This window comes from Kitasatospora sp. NPDC032121 (assembly GCF_055580145.1).
The window spans coordinates 1,017,137-1,039,381 of record NZ_JBVILX010000002.1 but is presented as its reverse complement, the minus strand read 5'-3'; the positions used below and the strand labels follow the sequence as shown (position 1 = coordinate 1,039,381).

At 71.6% G+C, this 22,245-nt stretch carries 20 protein-coding genes; 9 read left to right on the top strand and 11 right to left on the bottom strand.

Going from position 1 to position 22,245, the window contains the following annotated elements; translation table 11 throughout:
- Positions 1–94: 94 nt before the first annotated feature.
- From ACZ5OX_RS10595 to ACZ5OX_RS10585, 3 genes are all read right to left on the bottom strand, one after another.
- Positions 95–466: a hypothetical protein gene (locus ACZ5OX_RS10595; RefSeq protein ID WP_465629521.1), complete on the bottom strand. Its 372-nt coding sequence runs from the start codon at positions 464–466 to the stop codon at positions 95–97.
- Between the two features lie 225 nt (positions 467–691).
- Positions 692–1,849, bottom strand: a complete 1,158-nt coding sequence (locus ACZ5OX_RS10590; RefSeq protein WP_465629520.1) for an adenosine deaminase — start codon at positions 1,847–1,849, stop codon at positions 692–694.
- Positions 1,850–1,979: 130 nt separating this feature from the next.
- Positions 1,980–2,948, bottom strand: a complete 969-nt coding sequence (locus ACZ5OX_RS10585; protein WP_465629519.1) for a LysR family transcriptional regulator — start codon at positions 2,946–2,948, stop codon at positions 1,980–1,982.
- Between the two features lie 92 nt (positions 2,949–3,040).
- On the opposite strand from ACZ5OX_RS10585, the gene ACZ5OX_RS10580 reads away from it, so the two are divergent.
- On the top strand, positions 3,041–4,342 hold the full coding sequence (locus ACZ5OX_RS10580; RefSeq protein ID WP_465629518.1) for an MFS transporter: 1,302 nt from the start codon (positions 3,041–3,043) through the stop codon (positions 4,340–4,342).
- 40 nt (positions 4,343–4,382) lie between these two features.
- Complete coding sequence (locus tag ACZ5OX_RS10575; protein WP_465629517.1) at positions 4,383–4,505, top strand: hypothetical protein; 123 nt, start codon at positions 4,383–4,385, stop codon at positions 4,503–4,505.
- 53 nt (positions 4,506–4,558) lie between these two features.
- Here the strand turns inward: ACZ5OX_RS10575 and ACZ5OX_RS10570 are convergent, their stop codons facing one another.
- The 8 genes from ACZ5OX_RS10570 to ACZ5OX_RS10535 form a co-directional block, all read right to left on the bottom strand.
- Positions 4,559–5,836, bottom strand: a complete 1,278-nt coding sequence (locus ACZ5OX_RS10570) for a thymidine phosphorylase (protein ID WP_465629516.1) — start codon at positions 5,834–5,836, stop codon at positions 4,559–4,561.
- Positions 5,837–5,932: 96 nt separating this feature from the next.
- Positions 5,933–6,343, bottom strand: coding sequence for a cytidine deaminase (locus ACZ5OX_RS10565; protein ID WP_449788237.1), 411 nt, complete (start codon positions 6,341–6,343; stop codon positions 5,933–5,935).
- Positions 6,340–7,605 (bottom strand): ABC transporter permease, encoded by a 1,266-nt coding sequence (locus ACZ5OX_RS10560; protein WP_465629515.1) that lies wholly within the window; start codon positions 7,603–7,605, stop codon positions 6,340–6,342. The genes ACZ5OX_RS10565 and ACZ5OX_RS10560 overlap by 4 nt, the downstream gene beginning before the upstream one ends.
- Complete coding sequence (locus tag ACZ5OX_RS10555; RefSeq protein ID WP_465629514.1) at positions 7,602–8,762, bottom strand: ABC transporter permease; 1,161 nt, start codon at positions 8,760–8,762, stop codon at positions 7,602–7,604. Before ACZ5OX_RS10555 ends, ACZ5OX_RS10560 begins: the two co-directional genes overlap by 4 nt.
- Positions 8,763–8,765: 3 nt before the next feature.
- Positions 8,766–10,493: an ABC transporter ATP-binding protein gene (locus tag ACZ5OX_RS10550; protein ID WP_465629513.1), complete on the bottom strand. Its 1,728-nt coding sequence runs from the start codon at positions 10,491–10,493 to the stop codon at positions 8,766–8,768.
- Between the two features lie 145 nt (positions 10,494–10,638).
- Entirely contained in the window at positions 10,639–11,700 is a 1,062-nt protein-coding gene (locus tag ACZ5OX_RS10545; RefSeq protein WP_449788234.1) for a BMP family lipoprotein, read from the bottom strand.
- Positions 11,701–11,958: 258 nt separating this feature from the next.
- Positions 11,959–13,212: an amidohydrolase gene (locus ACZ5OX_RS10540; protein WP_465629512.1), complete on the bottom strand. Its 1,254-nt coding sequence runs from the start codon at positions 13,210–13,212 to the stop codon at positions 11,959–11,961.
- Between the two features lie 212 nt (positions 13,213–13,424).
- Positions 13,425–15,014, bottom strand: coding sequence for an acyl-CoA mutase large subunit family protein (locus tag ACZ5OX_RS10535; RefSeq protein ID WP_465629511.1), 1,590 nt, complete (start codon positions 15,012–15,014; stop codon positions 13,425–13,427).
- Positions 15,015–15,148: 134 nt separating this feature from the next.
- On the opposite strand from ACZ5OX_RS10535, the gene ACZ5OX_RS10530 reads away from it, so the two are divergent.
- The 7 genes from ACZ5OX_RS10530 to ACZ5OX_RS10500 all read left to right on the top strand — a co-directional run bounded on the left by ACZ5OX_RS10530 (position 15,149) and on the right by ACZ5OX_RS10500 (position 22,138).
- Positions 15,149–15,904 (top strand): SDR family oxidoreductase, encoded by a 756-nt coding sequence (locus ACZ5OX_RS10530; protein ID WP_465629510.1) that lies wholly within the window; start codon positions 15,149–15,151, stop codon positions 15,902–15,904.
- An 87-nt stretch (positions 15,905–15,991) separates the two neighbouring features.
- Positions 15,992–17,641 carry an alpha/beta hydrolase gene (locus tag ACZ5OX_RS10525; RefSeq protein WP_465629509.1) on the top strand — a complete coding sequence of 550 codons (1,650 nt, stop codon included), beginning with the start codon at positions 15,992–15,994 and terminating at the stop codon, positions 17,639–17,641.
- Positions 17,642–17,922: 281 nt separating this feature from the next.
- Positions 17,923–18,408: a 2-oxo-4-hydroxy-4-carboxy-5-ureidoimidazoline decarboxylase gene (locus ACZ5OX_RS10520; RefSeq protein WP_465629508.1), complete on the top strand. Its 486-nt coding sequence runs from the start codon at positions 17,923–17,925 to the stop codon at positions 18,406–18,408.
- A gap of 295 nt (positions 18,409–18,703) precedes the next feature.
- Positions 18,704–19,084 (top strand): succinate dehydrogenase, cytochrome b556 subunit, encoded by a 381-nt coding sequence (gene sdhC, locus ACZ5OX_RS10515; RefSeq protein ID WP_316523755.1) that lies wholly within the window; start codon positions 18,704–18,706, stop codon positions 19,082–19,084.
- Positions 19,085–19,092: 8 nt separating this feature from the next.
- Positions 19,093–19,584: a succinate dehydrogenase, hydrophobic membrane anchor protein gene (sdhD, locus tag ACZ5OX_RS10510; protein ID WP_392914415.1), complete on the top strand. Its 492-nt coding sequence runs from the start codon at positions 19,093–19,095 to the stop codon at positions 19,582–19,584.
- A gap of 38 nt (positions 19,585–19,622) precedes the next feature.
- Positions 19,623–21,365, top strand: a complete 1,743-nt coding sequence (gene sdhA, locus ACZ5OX_RS10505; RefSeq protein WP_465629507.1) for a succinate dehydrogenase flavoprotein subunit — start codon at positions 19,623–19,625, stop codon at positions 21,363–21,365.
- On the top strand, positions 21,365–22,138 hold the full coding sequence (locus ACZ5OX_RS10500; protein WP_224277932.1) for a succinate dehydrogenase iron-sulfur subunit: 774 nt from the start codon (positions 21,365–21,367) through the stop codon (positions 22,136–22,138). The genes sdhA and ACZ5OX_RS10500 overlap by 1 nt, the downstream gene beginning before the upstream one ends.
- Positions 22,139–22,245 lie beyond the last annotated feature (107 nt).

The window sequence follows — 22,245 nt, the reverse complement described above, 5'->3', positions numbered from 1 at the left end:
CGTTCCCCCCCCCCCCCCCCCCCCCCCCCCCCCCCCCCCCCCCCCCCCCCCCCCCCCCCCCCCCCTCCCTCCCCCCCCCCCCCCGTGCGGTGCTTCAGCCGGCCAGGCCGGGGAGGGCCGGGAGGGCGCCGGTCAGCCCGCCGAGCGGGGTCTTGTCCAGGCCCGGGACGGTCGGGAGGGCCCCGCGCTGCTGGGTGACGCCGGCCAGCGGGGTGTCGCCGGCGGGGACGGCCTGGCCGACGCTCGGGGCGAGGGTGCCGAGCGTCTCGGTCACCTTGCCGGTGGCGGGCAGCTTGGCGGCGGTGTCGGCGACCGCATTGCTCACGGCCGGGTTCGTCAACACGCCGGTGGGCAGCCCGAGGCCGCCGGCCGCCTGGCCGTCGACCGCGGAGGCGGTACCGGCGCCGACCGCCGCGATGGCGATGCCGAGCGCCGCGGTGCCCGCGGCCTTGAGAGCCTGCTTCATGGTTGGTCCCCTTTGGGTCCTCGGTGGCCGACTGCACGCTCGGAACCGGCGAACGGTTGACCGCCGCCGTGACGTGTCGGCAATGACGGGCACACCGTAGTGAGCGGGTCGCGTGGGAACCAAAGGGCGTTCACTCACCCGAGTGAGTAGTCGGATGAACGCCAACTCCCTTGAGGAAGCGGGCCGTTCATCCGACCGACCGCGCCGGAGCGTCGCCCCGACGGCTCAGTTGCCGCCGGTGCCCGCGCTGAACAGCCACTCCGCCTTCAGCTCGGCGTAGCCCGGCTTGATCACGTCGTTGATCATCGCCAGCCGCTCGTCGAAGGGCAGGAACGCGGACTTCATCGCGTTCACCGTGAACCACTCCAGGTCACCCAGGGTGTAGCCGAAGGCCTCCACCACGTGGCCGAACTCCCGGCTCATGCTGGTACCGCTCATCAGCCGGTTGTCGGTGTTCACGGTGACCCGGAACTTCAGCCGGCTGAGCAGCCCGATCGGGTGCTCGGTGTACGAAGTGGCGGCACCGGTCTGGATGTTGGAGGTCGGGCACATCTCCAGCGGAATGCGCTTGTCGCGCACGTACGCGGCCAGCCGGCCGAGCTCGACCGTGCCGTCCTCGCCCACCGTGATGTCGTCGACGATCCGCACGCCGTGGCCGAGCCGGTCGGCGCCGCAGCACTGCAGGGCCTCCCAGATCGACGGCAGGCCGAAGGCCTCGCCCGCGTGGATGGTGAAGTGGTTGTTCTCGCCCTTGAGGTAGTCGAAGGCGGCCTGGTGGCGGGTGGGCGGGTAGCCGGCCTCGGCACCGGCGATGTCGAAGCCGACCACGCCCCCGTCCCGGTGACGGTTGGCCAGTTCGGCGATCTCGGTGGAGCGCGCGGCGTGCCGCATCGCGGTCAGCAGGGTGCCGACGCGGATCCGGTGGCCGGCCTCACGGGCGTTGGCCTCGCCGAGGCGGAAGCCCTCCTGGACGGCCTCGACGACCTCGTCCAGGCTCAGTCCGGCCTCCAGGTGCTGCTCGGGGGCGTAGCGGACCTCGGCGTACACGACGCCGTCGGCGGCCAGGTCCTCGGCGCAGTCCGCGGCGACCTTGACCAGCGCCTCACGGGTCTGCATCACGGCGCAGGTGTGCGCGAAGGTCTCCAGGTAGCGGACCAGCGAGCCGGAGTCGGCGGCCTCGCGGAACCACTCGCCGAGCTCCTTGGGGTCGGTGGTGGGCAGGCCCTGGTAGCCGCAGGCGGCGGCCAGTTCGACCACCGTCTCCGGGCGCAGCCCGCCGTCCAGGTGGTCGTGCAGGAGGACCTTCGGCGCGCGGCGGATCTGGTCGGCGGTGGGGATGCGCGGGCCGGTGCCCGCGGTGGTGACGGGGATCTGCTGTTCCATTGCGGAAATATAGCCCCTACGCGCGTAGACCGACCACCGCGAACACCGCCGGATGGTCCAAACTCCATCCGGAATTCCACCGGCCGGTCCATACGATCCACCAAAGCGCCACGCCACCGCGGCGACGGCGTCAGTCGTGCTGCAGCAACCGCCCGCGCCGGGACAGCACGAAGTCCCGGAACGCCCGGGCCGGCGGGGTCAGTGGCCGCCCCGCCGCCCAGGCCAGCCCGACCGCCCGCCGGGGGCGCGGCGCCGTCACCTCCAGCTCCACCACCCCCGGCCGCGCCACCAGGGCCGGCGGCAGCAGCGCCACCCCCAACCCGGCCGCCACCAGCCCGCGCAGCGTCTCCGCCTCCTCCCCCTCGAACGCCAGCCGGGGGACGAACCCGGCCTGCGCGCAGAACCCGTCCGTGAGCACGCGCAGCCCGTACCCCGGCTCCAGCCCGACGAACGGCTCCTCGGCCACCTCCGCCAGCCGGATCCGCCGCCGTCCGGCCAACCGGTGGTCCGCCGGGACGACCAGGTGCAGCAGCTGCTCGTCCAGCGGGCGGGCGGTGAACGCCGGGTCGTCCGGCGGCGGCGCCACCAGGCAGAGGTCCAACTCCCCGGCCTGCAGCCGCTCCAGCATCGCCGCACCGTAGTCCTGCACCAGCTGGAACCGCACCCGCGGGTGCGCCGCGCGGAAGCCGCGCAGCAGCGCCGGCACCGCGTCCGGCCCCATCGTGTGCAGGAAGCCGAAGGCCACCAGGCCCACCTCCGGGTCCGCCTCCGCCCGGGCCGCCGCCGCACCCCGCTCGACCTCGGCCAGCGCCCGTTCCACCGAGGCCAGCAGCAGCCGACCCGCCCTGGTCAGCCGGACGGTACGGCCCTGACGGGCCAGCAGGTCCACCCCCAGCTCCTCCTCCAGTCGGGCCACCGCGCGCGACAGCGTCGGCTGCGGCACCCCGAGCAGCGCGGCCGCCTGGGTCACGTGCTCCAACCGGGCCACCGCCGCGAACTGCGCCAGCCGGGGCGCCAGCAGCACGGCCGGCTCCTCCGGCCCCAACTCGGCCACCCGGTACCGCTGCTCGCCACCGTCCACCGCCTCCGGACCGGACATCCCGCCACCACCTCGACTCATGCACCAGTGCATCGATCATCCACGCTTCATGCATTGGACGCATCAACGACGGCAGGCCTACGGTCGACGTCATGCAGCCCTCCGATACCAGGGCGTCCGTGACCTCCCCGGACGCCCCCGCCACCGCCCCCTCCCCCGCCGCCACCGCGGACGACCGCCACCGCCCCGGCCAGCGCGCCTTCCGCCGCGCCAACCTCGCCCTGTTCGCCGCCGGGGTCGCGACCTTCGTCCTGCTCTACTCCACCCAGGGCCTGCTGCCGGTCCTCTCGGCGGACCTCGACCTCACCCCCGGCCAGGCCAGCTGGACCGCCTCCGCGGCCACCCTCGGCCTCGCCCTCGGGCTGCTCCCGGCCAGCGCGCTCTCCGACCGCCACGGCCGCACCGCCGTGATGACGGCCTCCACCCTCGCCGCCTCCGCGCTCGCCCTCGCTCTGCCCTTCGCGCCGGACCTCACCACCCTCGTCACCCTGCGGGTCCTCCAGGGCGTCGTCCTCGCCGGGCTCCCGGCCACCGCCATGGCCTACCTCGCCGAGGAGGTCCACCCCAGCGCGCTGCCCTCCGCGATGGGCCTGTACGTGGCGGGCAACAGCATCGGCGGGATGGGCGGCCGGCTGCTCTCCGGCTGGACCGCCGCCGGGCTGGGCTGGCGCTGGGGCCTCGCCGCCTCCGCCGTCCTCGCCCTGCTCGCCACCCTCGCCTTCCGGCTGCTGATCCCCGCCGCCCGGCACTTCACCCCGGCCCCGGTGGACGCCCGCGCGCTCGCCCGGACCGTCGGACGGCACCTGCGCAACCCGCTGCTGGTGCGGTTGTACGCGCTCGGGATGCTGTTCATGGCGGTGTTCGGCGCGGTCTACAACACCGTCGGCTACCGGCTGATCGCCGCGCCGTTCCACCTGCCGGAGTCGATCGCCGCCTCGATCTTCGTGGTCTACCTGGTCGGCACCGGCACCTCCGCCGCGGCCGGACGGCTCTCCGGCCGGCTCGGCCGGCGCGGCGCCCTCTACGTCTCCATCGGCGTCACCACGGCCGGCCTGCTGCTCTCCCTCGCCGGGTCCCTGCTCTGCGCGCTGCTCGGCCTGGTCCTGATCACCGCCGGCTTCTTCGCCGGCCACGCCACCGCCTCCTCCGCGGTCGGCCGCACCGCCACCGAGGGCCGCGCCCAGGCCTCCGCCCTCTACCTGATCGCCTACTACCTCGGCAACAGCCTCGGCGGCACCCTCGGCGCCGACGCCTACCACGCCACCGGCTGGCCCGGCGCCGCCACCGTCGGCCTCGCCGCCATGGCCCTCGCCACCGCCGTCACCCTCCACGCCACCCGCCGGGCCCACACGGCCCGCCGGACGGGAGAGCTGGGCAGACTTTCCGCCAGGTAGATCTCCCCATGGCAGACAGGGCCGTCCGGACATCCGGGAGATGGCCTGGGCCCCGGACGGCCGGGCGACCTCCGGCTACGGAACCCCGCTCCAGGACCACGAGCCGCGCATCGTCTGGCGCCGGATCGGCACCGCGACCTCTTCGACCGCCCCTGACCGGTGAAGACAACGGGCCGCCCGCCGGTGCACCGGCGGGCGGCCCGTTCACGACCACCCTCAGGCGATGCGGTCGAGGACGATCGGGTTCGGCGTGAACGCCGTGCCCGCCGGGGCGACCTCGATGCCGCCGGCCAGGGCCTCGACGGCGTAGTCGAAGCGCTCCGGGGTGTCGGTGTGCAGGGTCAGCAGGGGCTGGCCGGCCACCACGGTGTCGCCGGGCTTAGCGTGCATCTCGACGCCGGCGCCGGCCTGGACCGGGTCCTCCTTGCGGGCCCGGCCGGCGCCCAGGCGCCAGGCGCAGACGCCGACGGCGTAGGCGTCCAGCGTGGTGAGCACGCCGGAGGCGGGCGCCGGGATGACGTGCTGCTCGCGGGCGACCGGGAGCGGGGCGTCGACGTCGCCGCCCTGGGCGGCGATCATGCGGCGCCAGTGGTCCATCGCGGAGCCGTCCCGCAGCGCGTCCGCCGGGTCCTTGCCCTGCACGCCGGCCGCGGCGAGCATCTCGCGGGCGAGCGCGAGGGTCAGCTCGACGACGTCGGCCGGGCCGCCGCCGGCGAGCACCTCCAGGGACTCCCGGACCTCCAGCGCGTTGCCCGCGGTGAGGCCGAGCGGGGTGGACATGTCGGTGAGCAGGGCGACGGTGTTGACCCCGGCGGTGGTGCCCAGGCCGACCATGGTGCGGGCGAGTTCGCGGGCGTCGTCCAGGTTCTTCATGAACGCCCCGGAGCCGACCTTGACGTCCAGGACCAGCGCGCCGGTGCCCTCGGCGATCTTCTTCGACATGATCGAGGAGGCGATCAGCGGGATGGCCTCGACGGTGCCGGTGACGTCGCGCAGCGCGTACAGCTTCTTGTCGGCCGGCGCGAGGCCGTCGCCCGCCGCGCAGATCACCGCGCCGGCGTCGCGCAGTACGTCCATCATCTCGTCGTTGGAGAGCAGGGCGCGCCAGCCGGGGATGGACTCCAGCTTGTCCAGGGTGCCGCCGGTGTGGCCGAGGCCGCGCCCGGAGAGCTGCGGGACGGCGGCGCCGCAGGCGGCGACCAGCGGGGCGAGCGGCAGGGTGATCTTGTCGCCGACGCCGCCGGTGGAGTGCTTGTCGCTGGTGGGCAGCGGCAGCGAGGAGAAGTCCATCCGGACGCCGGAGCGGATCATGGCGTCGGTCCAGCGGCTGATCTCGCGCGGCTGCATCCCGTTCAGCAGGATCGCCATCGCCAGCGCGGACATCTGCTCGTCGGCGACCTCACCGCGGGTGTAGGCGTCGATGACCCAGTCGATCTGAGCGTCGCTCAGCTCTCCGCGATCGCGCTTGGTCCTGATGACGGAGATGGCGTCCATGCGTGCTCCAAGAGGGGTTTCAAAAGCGAAGAGTGTCGCGAGATGACCGGGTTCCGGCCCACTCGCGACACTCTACGCGCGTAACAGAAAGGGAAGCTAGAGCCGCTCCGGCCCGAACGCGTCGGGCAGGACCTCGCTCATCGGCTTGATGCCCGAGGGCAGTTCGATCAGCAGCCCAGGACCGCCGTGCTCGTACAGCAGCTGACGGCAGCGCCCGCACGGCATCAGCAGTTCGCCGGCGCCGTCCACGCAGGTGAAGGCGACCAGCCGGCCGCCCCCGGAGGAGTGCAGCGCGGACACCAGCCCGCACTCGGCGCACAGCGCGAGCCCGTACGAGGCGTTCTCCACGTTGCAGCCGGTGACCACCCTGCCGTCGTCCACCAGCGCGGCCGCGCCGACCGGGAACCCGCTGTACGGCGCGTACGCGTGGCCCATGGCCTCGCGCGCCGCCGAGCGCAGCAGCTCCCAGTCGATCGCGGACGGCGCCGCGGCCGCGGAGGCGGTCACTTGCCCTGGCCCTTGCGGTAGATCTGGCCGTCCGCCTTCGGCATCCGCAGTCGCTGCGAGGCCAGCGAGAGCACCACCAGGGTGATCACGTACGGCGTGGCGACGATCAGCGGGCGCTGCACCTCGTCGGTGAGCGAGTACCAGGCGATCAGGCCGCCGGCCACCACGAAGGAGATCACCGTCGCGGTGTACTTGCGGCGGTACAGCTGCCACAGCGCGAGCAGGATCATCGCGATGCCGACGGTCAGGATCAGCACGTGCACCGACTCCGGGTCGCGCAGCTGGAGGCTGTCGGTGAAGCCGAACAGGCCGGCGCCCATGGCGAGGCCGCCGGGCATCCAGTTGCCGAAGATCATCGCCGCGAGGCCGATGAAGCCGCGCCCGAGGGTCTGGCCGTCCTTGTAGAAGTGCGCCGCGACCAGCGAGAGGTACGCCCCGCCGAGGCCGGCGAAGGCGCCGGAGGCGACGACCGCGAGGTACTTGTACTTGTAGACGTTGACGCCCAGCGACTCGGCGGCGGTCGGGTTCTCACCGCAGGAGCGCAGCCGCAGGCCGAACACCGTGCGCCAGAGCGCGAAGTAGCTGACCACGATCAGCGCGCCGGCCAGCAGCACGACCACCGAGATGTTGGTGACCAGGCCGCCGAGCACGCCCGCGACGTCCGAGACGAAGAACCAGTGGTGGCTCTCGATGTCCTTCAGCCAGGAGGACAGGCCCGGGATGGTGATGTACGGCAGCGGGTCCGCCGGCGGGGACTGGTTCTGGCCGGCACCGGCCGAGATGTAGTCCTTGTAGTAGATCCGGTTGACGTACGCGCAGATGCCGGGGATCAGCAGGTTGATGCCGACGCCGGAGACGATGTGGTCGACGCCGAAGGTGACGGTGACGACCGCGTGCAGCAGACCGCCGAGCGCCCCGCCCAGCATGCCGGCCAGCAGGCCGACCCACGGGTTGACCAGGTAGCCCGCCCAGGCACCGCAGAAGGTGCCGGCGACCATCATGCCCTCGAGGCCGATGTTGACCACACCGGCCCGCTCGGACCAGAGACCGCCCAGACCGGCCATGCCGATCGGCACGGCGGCGCTGAGCGCCGCGGTGACCTGCCCGGAGGAGGTCAGCGAGTGGTTGCCGGTGGCCATGCCCACGGCGGAGAACAGCACCAGGGCGCCCGCGATCAGCAGGAGCACCACCGGCCAGGACAGCTTGTGCTTCTTCGCGGGTGCGCCCGACGCCTTCGGACGGGCAGCCGTTGCCGTGCTCATGCGGACACCTCCTTCTTCTCGTTGGCCGCGGCAGCCTGGGCGGCGAGCTGGGCGCCGACCTTCTGCTGCTGGCGCTTCAGGCCGTAGCGGCGCACCAGCTCGTACGCGACGACGACGCAGATGACGATGGTGCCCTTCATGACGTCGACGATCTCGAAGGGGAAGCCGCCCTTGAGCGGCAGCTGGGAGCCGGCGGCGTCCAGGAAGGCGAACAGCAGCGCCGCGAAGGCCATGCCGATCGGGCTGTTGCGCCCGAGCAGGGCGATCGAGATGCCCAGGAAGCCCAGGCCGGGCTGGAAGCTCTGGCCGAAGTAGTACGAGTTCTGCATCAGCTCGGGCAGGCCGATCAGACCGGCGATCGCGCCGGAGACCGCCATCGAGATGATGACCATCTTCTTGACGTTGACGCCGGAGGCGGTCGCGGCGGACTCCGAGCGGCCGGTGGCGCGCAGGTCGAAGCCGAAGCGGGTGCGGGTCAGCACGACCTGGAAGACCACGCCGACCAGGGCGGCGATGAAGATGAAGCCCCAGAGGGTGCCACCGTTCGTCTCGAACGCGAAGAAGTGGCTGGACTGCGAGATCGGCTCGGTCTGGACCGAGTTGCTGGTGCCGCTGACCTTCGGCGCGAAGATGCCGGGGACGAGCAGCAGACCGATGATCGCCACCGCGATGGAGTTCAGCATGATGGTCGAGATGACCTCGCTGACGCCGCGGTAGACCTTCAGCAGACCGGCGATGCTCGCGTACAGGCCGCCGACCAGCATGGCGGTGACCAGCAGCAGCGGGATCTGGAGGAAGGCCGGCAGGTCGAGCTGGGCGCCGACGAAGGCCGCGAACAGCGCCGCGACCTTGTACTGGCCCTCGACGCCGATGTTGAACAGGTTCATCCGGAACCCGAACGCGGCGGCCGCGGCGGCCAGGTAGTAGGTGGTGGAGCGGTTGAGGATGTTCACCTGGCCGTCCGCCTTGGTGGCGTACGTGATCATCACGTCCCAGGCGTCGAACGGGTTCTTGCCCGAGGTCGCCAGCAGGACGGAACAGATCGCGACGGAGAGCACGACCGCGAGCACCGGCGCCGCCAGTGCGAGCACGATCCGCTCACCGCTGAACCGCTGCGCCAGGCCGGGCTTGGCCGCGGCGGGGTTGGGACTGGTCATGGGTTACTCCCCCGCCTGCGGGTCGTCGGCGGTGTCGGTGTGCTGGTGCCCGGCCTCGGCCTCGGTGCCCTCGGCCGCGACGGCCTGCGCCTCGGCGACGGCCTCCGGCTCGGACTCCAGGTGGCCGCTGGCGGCACCGGTCATCGCGGTGCCGAGGTCCTCGGCGGTGACGGTGGCCGGGTCGGCGTCGGCGACCAGGCGGCCGCGGTAGATCACCCGGATGGTGTCGGACAGGCCGATCAGCTCGTCCAGGTCCGCGGAGATCAGCAGGACGGCCAGGCCGGCCCGCTGGGCGACCCGGATGTGCTCCCAGATCTGCGCCTGCGCGCCGACGTCCACACCGCGGGTGGGGTGGGCGGCGATCAGCAGCTTGGGCTGGTGGCTCATCTCGCGGCCGATGATCAGCTTCTGCTGGTTGCCGCCGGAGAGCGAGGCCGCGGTGACCTCGATGCCGGGGGTGCGGACGTCGTACTGCTGGACGATCCGCCAGGTGTCCGTACGGGCGGCGGCCGGGTCCAGCAGCACGCCCTTGGAGTTGGGCGCCTCGGTGACGTGGCCGAGGATGCGGTTCTCCCAGAGCGGGGCCTCCAGCAGCAGGCCGTGCTTGTGGCGGTCCTCGGGGATGTAGCCGATGCCGGCCTCGCGGCGGGCCCGGGTCAGGCTGCCGGAGAGGTCCTTGCCGTCCAGGGTGACGGTGCCGGCGTTCAGCGGCAGCATCCCCATGACGGCCTCGACCAGCTCGGCCTGGCCGTTGCCCTCGACACCGGCGATGCCGAGGATCTCGCCCTTGTGGATGCGCAGCGAGATGTCGTCCAGGACGACGCGCTCGATGCCCTCGGCGTCGGTCTTGGCGATCCGCAGGTTCTCGACGTCGAGCATCACGGTCTCGGTGACGGTCGACTCGCGGCTCTCCGGGGAGGGCAGCTCGGCGCCGACCATCAGCTCGGCGAGCTGGCGGGCGGTGACGGCCTTCGGGTCGGCGTCGCCGACCGTGGTGCCGCGCCGGATGACGCTGATCGCGTCGGCCACCGCCAGCACCTCGTGCAGCTTGTGCGAGATGAAGATGACGGTGACGCCCTCGGACTTGAGGTCGCGCAGGTTGTCGAAGAGCGCGTCGACCTCCTGCGGGACGAGCACGGCCGTGGGCTCGTCGAGGATCAGGATCTTGGCGCCGCGGTACAGCACCTTGAGGATCTCGACGCGCTGGCGGTCGGCGACGCCGAGGTCCTCGACCAGGGCGTCCGGGCGCACGCCCAGGCCGTACTGGTCGGAGATCTCCTTGATCTTCGCCTTCGCCTTGGCGCCGATGCCGTGGAGCTTCTCGCCGCCGAGGACGACGTTCTCCCACACCGTGAGGTTGTCGGCGAGCATGAAGTGCTGGTGCACCATGCCGACGCCGCGGGAGATGGCGTCACCGGGGGTGTTGAACTCGCACAGCTCGCCGTTGATCGCGATGGTGCCCTCGTCCGGCTTCTGCATGCCGTAGAGGATCTTCATCAGCGTCGACTTGCCGGCGCCGTTCTCGCCCATCAGGGCGTGCACGGTGCCGGTGCGGACGGTGAGGTTGATGTCGTGGTTGGCCACGACACCCGGGAAGCGCTTGGTGATGCCGCGCAGTTCGACGGCCGGTGTCGCCGTCCCCGCGCTGGGGGTGCCGTCCTTGCGCAGGGGGACGGGGTCGGATGCGGTGATGGCGATCTCCTGGTGGTCTGGAGGCGCGTCGTTGCGCACGGAGGGCCAAGGGGGAACGTGGAGACGGAACGGGGCCCGGGGGTACGCGTTGAGCGCACCCTTCCGGGCCCCTCCCGTGAACTGTGCGGTTGCACCGCGCTGCCGGGCAGGCGGCAGGCGCTGCGGCGTCCGGGACGCGCGGTCGTTACTGAGCGGCCGGCGCGGTCGGGATCGTGGTGGCGCCGGACTTGATCGCGTCGGCGGCGGCCTTCAGCTTGTCCTGGATGTCGTCGATCTTGCCGCCGGTGGTGGCGAGCGAGACGCCGTCGGCCTTCAGGTCGAACAGCTTGACGCCGGTCGGGTTCTGGCCCTGCTTGACCGACTGGATGTACGAGAACACCGCGGTGTCGACGTTCTTGACCATCGAGGTCAGGATGCTGCCCTTGTACTTCGCCAGGGCCGGCTGGCTGGCCTGGTCGGAGTCGACGCCGATGGCCAGGGCGCCCTGCTTGTTGGCGACGGCCTCGATGGCGCCGTTGCCGGAGGAGCCGGCGGCGGTGTAGATGACGTCCGCGCCCTTGTCGAGCTGGCCCTGGGCGGCCTCCTTGCCCTTGTCGGGCGAGGAGAAGCCGGTGAAGTCCGGCGGGGTGGTCAGGTAGGTGGTCTCGATCGCCATGTTCGGGTCGACGGACTTCACACCCGCCTTGAAGCCGGCCTCGAACTTCTTGATCAGCTCGGACTGCACACCGCCGATGAAGCCGACGTGCTTGGCCTTCGACTTGTTCGCGGCGGCGACACCGGCCAGGTACGAACCCTCCTGCTCGGCGAAGAGCAGCGAGGTGACGTTGGCCGGCTGGTCCTTGTCGTTCGAGTCGATGATCGCGAACTTGACGTTCGGGTTGTCCTTGGCGACCTTGTTGACCGCCGGCTGGTACACGAAGCCGACCGCGATGATCGTCTTGTAACCCGAGTCGATCAGGTTCTTGAGGCGGGTCTCCTTGTCGGCCTCGGCCTCGCCCTGCTTGGCCTCGGCCTCGGTCACGGCGACGCCCAGCTCGGACTTGGCCTTGTCGAGGCCACGGGCGGCGGAGTCGTTGAACGACTGGTCGCCACGGCCGCCGATGTCGTAGGCCATGCCGACCTTGAGCGAACCGTCGCCCGAGCCGGAGGAGGAGGTGTCGGTGCTCTTTGCGCCGCAAGCGGCGAGCGAGGCCATGCCCAGGGAACCCGAGAGCACAACCGCGGCGAGCTTCATTGAACGGCGCAAGGGGATATCTCCTTCTACACGCAACCGTTTGGCGTGGTCGGACGCCACCGTAACGCGCGTAGAACACGGTTGTGTTACGGGGTGCCAGAGCATTCGGGTTGTTATCAAACCGTGGTCTGATGTTCTTCCTGAGGCTCTATCCCATGCGCGGACGGTGATCCGGGGGGTCGGTTCGCCCAGTTTACGGAACCGTTCCTGCGCCCCCGGATCCGGCCGTTTCCGCCCCCCTCGCGGGCCGCGCCGACCCCGGATCCGCCGTCAGCTGCCGTCCGCCTCCAAGGCCAGCGCCGAGAACAGCTCCACGCCGATTCCGATCGCCCGTTCGTCCACGTCGAACCGCCCCTGGTGCAGGTCCCGGACGGTGGGGTCGCTGGGGGCGCGGACGCCGAGCCGGGCCAGCGCGCCCGGGGCGTGCTCCAGGTACCAGGAGAAGTCCTCGCCGCCCAGGCTCTGCTCGGTGCCCTCCACCACCACGGCGCCGTCCCCGCCGAAGCGGTCGTTCATCGCCTCGTCCAGCAGGGCCACCGAGACCGCCTCGTTGACCACCGGCGGCACCCCGCGGTGGTAGTCCAGCGTCCACTTGGCCCGGTAGGTCTCGGCCAGCTTGGCGATCAGCTCGTGCAGCAGGTCCGGCGCCTCGCGCCAGCCGTCCAGCTCCAGGCAGCGGACGGTGCCCTCCAGCTCGGCGTGCTGCGGGATCACGTTGGGTGCGGAGCCGGAGGCGATCCGCCCCCAGACCAGGCTGACGCCCCAGCGCGGGTCCATCCGGCGGGCCAGCGCGCCCGGGAGGTCGGCGGCCGCCTTGGCGACCGCGGTGACCAGGTCGGTGGTCAGGTGCGGACGGGCGGTGTGCCCGCCGGGGCCGTCCAGGTGGAGCACCAGGCGGTCGCAGGCCGAGGTGATCGCCCCGACCCGCAGCGCGATCCGGCCGACCTCCACCTTCGGGTCGCAGTGCACCGCGAAGATCCGCCCGACGCCCGCCATCCCGCCGGCCTTGATCACGTCCAGCGCACCGCCCGGCATGACCTCCTCGGCGGGCTGGAACACCAGCCGGACGGGGCGGCGCAGTTCGCCGGTGCGGACGGCCTCGGCCAGCACCAGCCCGGTGCCGAGCACCACCGAGGTGTGCACGTCGTGGCCGCAGGCGTGGGCCCGGCCGGGCACGGTGGAGCGGTACGGCACGTCGGTCTTGGCGTCGTCGATCGGCAGCGCGTCGATGTCGGCGCGGAAGGCCAGGAACTCCGTCCCCGGGGTGGTGCCGGGCGGGACGATGTCGACGAGCAGACCGGTGCCGCCGGGCAGCACCCGGGGTTCGAGGCCGGCGGCCACCAGCCGGTCGCGCAGCAGCCCGGTGGTACGGAACTCCTGGCGGCCCAGCTCCGGGTGCCGGTGCAGATCACGGCGGAAGGCGATCAGCTCGGGCTCCAGCGCCCGGACCCGCTCGCGCAGATCGGCGGCGGGACGTGCGACGGCGAGAGTGGCGCCCGGCTGAGCGGGCTCAGGACGGTTCATCTCCCCAATCGTAGGCCTGTTGGGGGGATTTGGCCCGACTTCCGGAAAATTAGTCCCCGGATGGGCGCATACCGGCCGGACACGTGGGTATGACATCTTGTTTCAGCCGCCTTCCCCGGGTTGCGTGCCCTGTGCAACGACCACCCGCGCCGACGGTCACGGCCACCACCCCCGGGGCGAAACCGGCAGGTTGACGGCCGTTCAGCGGGAGGTCAGAAACGCTCCACCGGGGAGTACGTCCCCCACACCCCGCGCAGCGCGTCGCACACCTCGCCGACAGTGGCCCGGGCGGCCAGCGCCTCCTTCATCGGGTACAGCACGTTCCCCGTCCCCTCGGCGGTGCGGCGCAGCCCGTCCAGCGTCCGGGTGACGGCGCCGGCGGAGCGCTCGGCCCGCAGCCGGGCCAGCCGCCGCACCTGCTGCTCCTCGATCGCCGGGTCCACCCGCAGCGGCCGGTACGGCTCCTCCGCATCCGACCGGAAGCGGTTGACGCCGACCACGGTCCGCTCCCCGGAGTCGGTCTCCCGCTGGAGCCGGTAGGCGGTGCGCTCGATCTCGCCCTTCTGGTAGCCGCGTTCGATCGCGGCCACCGCACCGCCCTGCTCCTCGATCCGGTCCATCAGCACCCGGGCGGCGGCCTCCAGCTCGTCGGTGAGCGACTCGACGGCGTAGGAGCCGGCGAACGGGTCGACGGTGGCGGTCACGTCGGTCTCGTACGCGAGCACCTGCTGGGTGCGCAGGGCGAGCCGGGCGGCCTTCTCGGTGGGCAGCGCGATCGCCTCGTCGAAGCTGTTGGTGTGCAGCGACTGGGTGCCGCCGAGCACCGCGGCGAGCGCCTGCACGGTGACCCTGGCCAGGTTGACCTCGGGCTGCTGGGCGGTGAGCTGCACCCCCGCGGTCTGGGTATGGAAACGCAGCATCTGCGAGCGCGGGTCCCGGGCGCCGAATCCGTCCCGCATGATTCTGGCCCAAATCCTGCGCGCGGCACGGAACTTGGCCACTTCCTCAAGAAGGGTCGTACGGGCCACGAAGAAGAACGAGAGCCGCGGGGCGAAGTCGTCCACGGCCATCCCGGCGGCGAGCGCGGTGCGGACGTAGGCGATGCCGTTGGCCAGGGTGAAGGCGACCTCCTGCGCGGGATCGGCCCCGGCCTCGGCCATGTGGTAGCCGGAGATGGAGATGGTGTTCCAGCGCGGGATCTCGGCCCGGCAGTACCGGAACACGTCGGCGACCAGCCGCAGCGAGGGCTGCGGCGGGAAGATGTAGGTGCCGCGGGCGATGTACTCCTTCAACACGTCGTTCTGGACCGTGCCGGTGAGCGCCGCCGGCGCCACCCCCTGGGCCTCGCCGACCAGTTGGTAGAGGAGCAGGAGCAGCGCGGCGGGCGCGTTGATGGTCATCGAGGTGGACACCCCGCCGAGCGGGATGCCGTCGAACAGCTCCGCCATGTCCTCGACGCCGTCCACGGCGACGCCCACCTTGCCCACCTCCCCGGCGGCGAGCGGGGCGTCCGAGTCGTAGCCCATCTGGGTGGGCAGGTCGAAGGCCACCGAGAGGCCGGTGCCGCCGCCCGCGATCAGCTGCCGGTAGCGGGCGTTGGACTCGGCGGCGGTGCCGAAGCCCGCGTACTGGCGCATCGTCCAGGGGCGGCCGGTGTACATCGTCGGGTAGACGCCCCGGGTGTAGGGGTACTCCCCCGGCCGGCCCAGCCGGGCGCCGGCGTCCCAGCCGGCCAGGGACTCGGGGCCGTACAGCGGCTCGATCTCGAAGCCCGACTCGGCGCGGCGCGGTTCGGCTGCCATGGGGGTCCTCCGGAGATGGGGATCGGGTCCTCGCACTATCGGGGTCCCCGCGGCGCGGAGGGCGACCGGCCCGCCGGGGCGGCGGCGCGGTTGAGATGATCGGGTGAACGACCGACCAGCCCCAGGGAGTGGCAATGACCGAGCAGAAGGTGGCCGTGGTCACCGGTGCCAGCAGCGGAATCGGCGCGGCGACCGCCCGCCGGCTGGCCGCCGAGGGCTTCGACGTGGTGCTGACCGCCCGCCGCACCGACCGCATCGAGGCGCTGGCCAAGGAGATCGCCGACCGGGGCGGGTCCGCCCGGGCGGTCACCCTCGACGTCACCGACCGGGCCGCGGTGGACGCCTTCGCGGCCGCGGTCGGCCGAGTGGACGTCCTGGTGAACAACGCCGGCGGCGCGATCGGCGCGGAGACCGTCGAGCAGGGCGACCCGGCCGACTGGCGGGCGATGTACGAGGTGAACGTGCTCGGCGTGCTGCACGTGACGCAGGCCCTGCTGCCGGCCCTGCGGGCGACCGGCGACGGCACGGTGCTGGTGCTCTCCTCGACCGCCGCGCTGGCCGCGTACGAGGGCGGCGGCGGGTACGTCGCCGCCAAGCACGCCGCGCACACCATCGCGGCCACGCTGCGGCTGGAGCTGTGCGGGGAGCCGATCCGGGTGATCGAGATCGCGCCCGGGATGGTGAAGTCCGAGGGCTTCGCGGTCACCCGGTTCCGCGGCGACGAGGAGAAGGCCGCCGCGGTGTACGCGGGCGTGGCCGAACCGCTCACCTCGGAGGACATCGCGGACACCGTGGCGTGGGCCGTCACCCGGCCGTCGCACGTGAACATCGACCTGCTGGTGGTCCGCCCCCGGGCGCAGGCCGCCAACCACAAGGTGCACCGCGGCTGAGCCGGACCGGGCGGGCGGCCCCGGGCGGGCGGCCCCGGGCCGGGGGGCAAGATCGAACACGTCACCCCTCGGTGGTACACACGTGCGATGAGAACCTTCCGGGCCGCCCGCCCACGGGTGCTGCTGACCGCCCTGGCAGCAGGCACCCTGCTCCTCACCTCCGCCTGCGACGACGCCGCCAAGCCGGCCCGGGAGCAGGCCGCCGGCACCACCGCGCCCGCCGCCGCGACCCCCGCGGCCGCCCCCACGCCGACCCCCAAGCCCACCGGCGAGGCCGACCCGGCGCTCAAGCCCTTCTACGGCCAGCAGGTCGCCTGGGCCGACTGCCCGGCCGACCCGCAGGCCCAGAAGGCCAAGATCGACATATCCGGGATGCAGTGCGGCAAGCTGCACGTCCCGCTCGACTACGCCGACCCCGCCGTCGACGCGCTCGACATCGCGCTGATCAAGTACCCGGCCGCCAAGCCGGAGCAGCGGATCGGCTCGCTGATGGTCAACCCCGGCGGCCCCGGCGAGTCCGGCGTCGGGATGGTCAAGTTCGGCGCCAAGCAGTTCGCCGGCACCGTGCACGACCGCTTCGACGTGATCGGCTTCGACCCCCGCGGCACCGGCGACAGCTCCCCGGTCGTCTGCTACGACGACAAGCAGCACGACGCCCTCAACCAGACGGACGCCCCGCTCGACCCGGCCACCCGCAGGGCCGAGCACGTCAGGCAGGCCACCGAGCACGCCGCCGCCTGCCAGGCCAAGGCCGGCAAGCTGCTGCCCTTCGTCGGCACCCGCAACACCGCCCGCGACCTGGACGTGCTGCGCGCCGCGGTCGGCGACAAGCAGCTCAACTACCTCGGCATCTCCTACGGGACGTACCTCGGCGCGCTCTACGCCGAGGAGTTCCCGAAGAACACCGGCCGGCTGATCCTGGACGGCGCCGTCGACCCGGGCCAGGACCGGCTCGACCACGGGGTCGACCAGCAGGTCGGCTTCGAGAAGTCCTTCGAGCGCTTCGCCGTCGACTGCGTGGAGAACCACGCCGACACCTGCCCGCTCGGCAAGGACGGGACCAAGGCCGCCAAGAAGGCCGCCGACTTCCTCGACGGACTGTACGACCACCCGCTGACCACCAAGGACGGCCGCAAGCTCGGCCGCGACCAGGCCTGGACGGGCACCATCTCGCTGCTCTACGGCGACGAGAAGACCTCCTGGGAGTACCTGCGCAACTCCCTCGGCTGGGCGATGATGCGCGGCAAGGGCGACTACCTGCTGGCCTTCGCCGACGACTACAACGGCCGGGACGAGAACGGCCACTACAGCCCGGTGGACGAGGCCAACAGCGCGATCAGCTGCGCCGACGCCGCCCGCCCCGCACCCACCCCCGAGCACGCCAAGGCCGCCGTGGACCGGCTGCTCGCCGAGGCGCCGCTGATCTCCAAGGGCGTCACGGTGGACGACTACAGCGAGGCCGGCTGCGCCTACTGGCCGTTCAAGACCACGGAGACGCCGCACACCGTCCGGGCCGAGGGCAGCGCGCCGATCCTGGTGGTCGGCACCACCGGTGACCCGGCCACCCCGTACGCCTCGGCCGAGGCGCTGGCCAAGGGCTTCGCCAACGCCACCCTGCTCACCCGGGTCGGCGAGGGCCACGGCGCCTTCGGCCGGGGCAACTCCTGCATCGACGAGGCCCTGGCGGCCTACCTGACCGCGGGCACGATGCCGACCCCGGGCACCCGCTGCGGCTGAGCCGGGCCAGGTGGGGGAGGGCGCGCTGACGCAAGAGCGTCAACGTCACAACTTGATAGCTCGTCCGGATGAATTCGGCGCGCGCCCTCCCCAACTGATGATCGCTCAACTACCTTTGAGGCGCTGACCGACCGACGCCCGCGCGCCCCTCGCCAGCCCCCGTTCCGCCCGTTCACCACCCCACTCCACCGGCACCTTCCCGCCCTCACGAGGAGGACCCGCTGGCCAGCGAGATCCCGTCACAGCGGCTCGACGTCAGAACCGAGCCGACACTCCTCGGGTTGCACCGCTTCAACGAAGCCGACGCCGGCGCCGCCGAGGAGGCCCTGCTGGCCTGCTGCGGCAGCCACCGCTGGGCCCTGCGCCTCACCGCGCACCGGCCCTACCCCGACATAGCGTCCCTGCTGGCCGCCGCCAGCGAGGCCTCCTACGACCTCCGCCCGGCCGACCTGGCCGAGGCGCTGGCGGACGAGAGCTGGATGCCGCAGCCGCTGGTCGGCATGCGGGCCCCCGGCAGCCAGGCCGCGCACACCGCGCTGCGGGCGGCGCACGCCGCGTACGAGGCCAGGTTCGGCCACGTCTTCGTGGTCTGCCTGGAGGGGGTCGCCCCGGAGGAGATGCTCGACACCGTGCTCTCCTCCATCCGCACCCGCCTCGCCAACGACCCGGACGAGGAGCGGCTGATCTCGGCCGACGAACTCCGCCGGATCGCCCTCAGCCGGCTGGAGCACCTGGTCGCCACCCACACGGCGGCCGCGGCCCCCTAGGACTCACCCGTCCGGGTGGCTTCGCCCGCGAATCCACCCGGACGGGTGAGTCCGGTCCTCCCGCGCCCCGCACCGCCCGGCGCGGGGCGCGATCACGTCGTCACCCATCGTGATGACCTCGGGTTTGGTTCCCGCCCCGCTAGGCCAGAAGTGCCTGATTGATCACACCTGGGGCCCCCGGAGGCGGTTCACAACGAGGCGTCGATAGGATGCTGGCGGCCGGTGGACCGTACCCGGCCGGGCTGACCGACACCGAAGCCGGCCGAGCCCCCAATCGCTTCCGGAGGGTTTTTCCGTGCCGGCTGGAACGCTGTACCGCGGCCGGGAAGGCATGTGGAGCTGGGTGGCTCATCGAGTCACCGGCGTCCTCATCTTCTTCTTCCTGTTCGCCCACGTCCTGGACACCGCCCTCGTGCGAGTGTCGCCGGAGTCCTACGACACCGTCATCCAGACGTACAAGACTCCGCTCGTGAACCTGATGGAGTACGGCCTGGTGGCCGCCATCCTGTTCCACGCCCTGAACGGCCTGCGGGTCGTCGCGGTGGACTTCTGGGCCAAGGGCCCGAAGTACCAGAAGCAGATGCTCTGGACCGTCGTCGGAGTCTGGGTCGTCCTGATGGCCGGTTCCTTCTACGGGATCCTCCAGCACACGCTGATCTCCTGGTTCGGGAAGTGAGCCGAGACATGTCCACGGAAATCTCCGACGCCATCGTCGTCCCCTCCAAGCAGGCGCACACCGGCAAGGGACTGGGCACCGGCAACCCGGCCGACGCGTTCGTCATCGAGCCTCCGCGCCAGCGGAGCAAGAAGACCCCGCGCCGCACCCGCACCAACTTCGAGATGCTGGCCTGGCTCTTCATGCGCCTGTCCGGCATCGTCCTGGTCGTGCTGATCCTCGGCCACCTGCTGATCATGCTGGTGCTCGACGGCGGCGTCTCCAAGATCGGCTTCGCCTTCGTGGCCGGCCGCTGGGCCTCGCCGTTCTGGCAGGGCTGGGACCTCCTGATGCTCTGGCTCGCCATGCTGCACGGCGCGAACGGCATGCGTCAGGTCATCAACGACTACGCCGAGAAGGACTCGACCCGGCTCTGGCTGAAGGGCCTCATGGGTACCGCCACGGTCTTCACCGTGCTGCTCGGCACCCTGGTGATCTTCACCTTCGACCCGAACATCTAATCGGAAATCGACAGAGGCCAGAGGCGAGTTAACCCCCCATGCAGATTCACCAGTACGACACCGTCATCGTCGGCGCCGGCGGCGCCGGCATGCGCGCGGCCATCGAGTCGACGCAGCGCAGCCGCACCGCCGTCCTGACCAAGCTCTACCCCACCCGGTCCCACACCGGCGCGGCCCAGGGCGGCATGTGCGCCGCCCTCGCCAACGTCGAGGAGGACAACTGGGAGTGGCACACCTTCGACACGGTCAAGGGTGGTGACTACCTGGTCGACCAGGACGCCGCCGAGATCATGTGCAAGGAGGCCATCGACGCCGTCCTCGACCTGGAGAAGATGGGCCTGCCCTTCTCCCGCACCGAGCAGGGCCGGATCGACCAGCGCCGCTTCGGCGGTCACTCCCGCAACCACGGCGAGGCCCCGGTCCGCCGCTCGTGCTACGCGGCCGACCGCACCGGCCACATGATCCTCCAGACGCTGTTCCAGAACTGCGTCAAGCACGGCGTCGAGTTCTTCAACGAGTTCTACGTCCTCGACCTGCTGATCAACGAGGGCAAGACGGCCGGCGTCGTCGCCTACGAGCTGGCCACCGGCGAGATCCACGTCTTCCAGGCCAAGTCGGTCGTGTTCGCCTCCGGCGGCACCGGCAAGTTCTTCAAGGTCTCCTCCAACGCCCACACCCTCACCGGTGACGGCCAGGCCCTGGTCTACCGCCGCGGCCTGCCGCTGGAGGACATGGAGTTCTTCCAGTTCCACCCGACGGGCATCTGGCGCATGGGCATCCTGCTCACCGAGGGCGCCCGCGGCGAGGGCGGCATCCTGCGCAACAAGGACGGCGAGCGCTTCATGGAGCGCTACGCCCCCGTCATGAAGGACCTCGCGTCCCGTGACGTCTGCTCCCGCGCGATCTACACCGAGATCCGCGAGGGCCGCGGCTGCGGTCCTGAGGGCGACCACGTCTACCTGGACCTGACCCACCTGCCGCCGGAGCAGCTGGACGCCAAGCTGCCGGACATCACCGAGTTCGCGCGCACCTACCTCGGCATCGAGCCCTACACGGACCCGATCCCGATCCAGCCCACCGCGCACTACGCCATGGGCGGCATCCCGACCAACGTCGAGGGTGAGGTCCTGCGCAACAACACGGACATCGTCCCGGGCCTGTACGCGGCCGGCGAGGTCGCCTGCGTGTCCGTGCACGGCGCCAACCGCCTGGGCACCAACTCGCTGCTGGACATCAACGTGTTCGGCCGTCGCGCGGGCATCGCCGCCGCCGACTACGCCAACGAGCACGACTTCGTCGAGCTGCCCGAGAACCCGGCCGAGAAGGTCCAGGCCCTGGTCGACGGCCTGCGCGAGGGCACCGGCACCGAGTCCGTGGGGCAGATCCGCAAGGAGCTGCAGGAGACCATGGACACCAACGCCATGGTCTACCGCACCGGCGCCACCCTGAAGCAGGCGATCGAGGACATCGCCGCGCTGAAGGAGCGCTACAAGAACGTCTCCATCCAGGACAAGGGCTTCCGGTACAACACGGACCTGCTGGAGGCCGTCGAGCTGGGCAACCTGCTCGACCTGGCCGAGGTGCTGGCCGTCTCCGCGCTGGCCCGCGAGGAGTCCCGCGGCGGCCACTACCGCGAGGACTTCCCGACCCGTGACGACGTGAAGTTCATGCAGCACACCATGGCGTACCAGGAGGTCGCCGCCGACGGCAGCACCTCCATCCGCCTCGACTACAAGCCGGTCGTCACGACCCGCTACCAGCCGATGGAGCGTAAGTACTGATGAGCACTCCGACCGTGGAGAAGCACTCGGCCGCTCTGGACGCGGTCGAAGCCGGTGCCGTCCAGCCGATCACCGTCACCTTCCGGATCCGCCGGTTCAACCCGGAGGAGCACCCGGACCCGGTGTGGGTGGACTACCAGCTGACGATGGACCCGAAGGAGCGCGTCCTGGACGCGCTCAACAAGATCAAGTGGGAGCAGGACGGCACCCTCACCTACCGCCGCTCCTGCGCCCACGGCATCTGCGGCTCCGACGCCATGCGGATCAACGGCCGCAACCGGCTGGCGTGCAAGACCCTGATCAAGGACGTCAACCCGGAGAAGCCGATCACGATCGAGGCCATCAAGGGCCTGACGGTCCTCAAGGACCTGGTCGTGGACATGGACCCGTTCTTCCAGGCGTACAAGGACGTCATGCCGTTCCTCATCACCAAGGGGAACGAGCCGACCCGCGAGCGCCTGCAGTCCGCCGAGGACCGCGAGCGCTTCGACGACACCACCAAGTGCATCCTGTGCGCCGCGTGCACGTCGTCCTGCCCGGTGTTCTGGAACGACGGCCAGTACTTCGGCCCGGCCGCCATCGTCAACGCGCACCGCTTCATCTTCGACTCGCGCGACGAGGGTGCCGAGCAGCGCCTGGAGATCCTCAACGACCGTGAGGGCGTGTGGCGCTGCCGCACCACCTTCAACTGCTCCGAGGCCTGCCCGCGTGGCATCGAGGTCACCAAGGCGATCCAGGAAGTGAAGCGGGCGCTGGTCACCCGCCGCTTCTGATCCCGGCCTGACGACGCGAAGGCCCCCGCCCGATCCTCCGATCGGGCGGGGGCCTTCGCGCGTCCCGGCGCAGGGCGCCGAGGTCGGTCGGGCCGCTCCGGCCGCCG

Bases quoted from the DNA above. Each gene is read 5' to 3' on its own strand.
- ACZ5OX_RS10595 (WP_465629521.1), bottom strand. From the start codon at position 466: ATGAAGCAGGCTCTCAAGGCCGCGGGCACCGCGGCGCTCGGCATCGCC.
- ACZ5OX_RS10590 (WP_465629520.1), bottom strand. From the start codon at position 1,849: ATGGAACAGCAGATCCCCGTCACCACCGCGGGCACCGGCCCGCGCATC.
- ACZ5OX_RS10585 (WP_465629519.1), bottom strand. From the start codon at position 2,948: ATGTCCGGTCCGGAGGCGGTGGACGGTGGCGAGCAGCGGTACCGGGTG.
- ACZ5OX_RS10580 (WP_465629518.1), top strand. From the start codon at position 3,041: ATGCAGCCCTCCGATACCAGGGCGTCCGTGACCTCCCCGGACGCCCCC.
- ACZ5OX_RS10575 (WP_465629517.1), top strand. From the start codon at position 4,383: ATGGCCTGGGCCCCGGACGGCCGGGCGACCTCCGGCTACGGAACCCCG.
- ACZ5OX_RS10570 (WP_465629516.1), bottom strand. From the start codon at position 5,836: ATGGACGCCATCTCCGTCATCAGGACCAAGCGCGATCGCGGAGAGCTG.
- ACZ5OX_RS10560 (WP_465629515.1), bottom strand. From the start codon at position 7,605: ATGAGCACGGCAACGGCTGCCCGTCCGAAGGCGTCGGGCGCACCCGCG.
- ACZ5OX_RS10555 (WP_465629514.1), bottom strand. From the start codon at position 8,762: ATGACCAGTCCCAACCCCGCCGCGGCCAAGCCCGGCCTGGCGCAGCGG.
- ACZ5OX_RS10540 (WP_465629512.1), bottom strand. From the start codon at position 13,212: ATGAACCGTCCTGAGCCCGCTCAGCCGGGCGCCACTCTCGCCGTCGCA.
- ACZ5OX_RS10535 (WP_465629511.1), bottom strand. From the start codon at position 15,014: ATGGCAGCCGAACCGCGCCGCGCCGAGTCGGGCTTCGAGATCGAGCCG.
- ACZ5OX_RS10530 (WP_465629510.1), top strand. From the start codon at position 15,149: ATGACCGAGCAGAAGGTGGCCGTGGTCACCGGTGCCAGCAGCGGAATC.
- ACZ5OX_RS10525 (WP_465629509.1), top strand. From the start codon at position 15,992: ATGAGAACCTTCCGGGCCGCCCGCCCACGGGTGCTGCTGACCGCCCTG.
- sdhD (WP_392914415.1), top strand. From the start codon at position 19,093: ATGTCCACGGAAATCTCCGACGCCATCGTCGTCCCCTCCAAGCAGGCG.
- sdhA (WP_465629507.1), top strand. From the start codon at position 19,623: ATGCAGATTCACCAGTACGACACCGTCATCGTCGGCGCCGGCGGCGCC.
- ACZ5OX_RS10500 (WP_224277932.1), top strand. From the start codon at position 21,365: ATGAGCACTCCGACCGTGGAGAAGCACTCGGCCGCTCTGGACGCGGTC.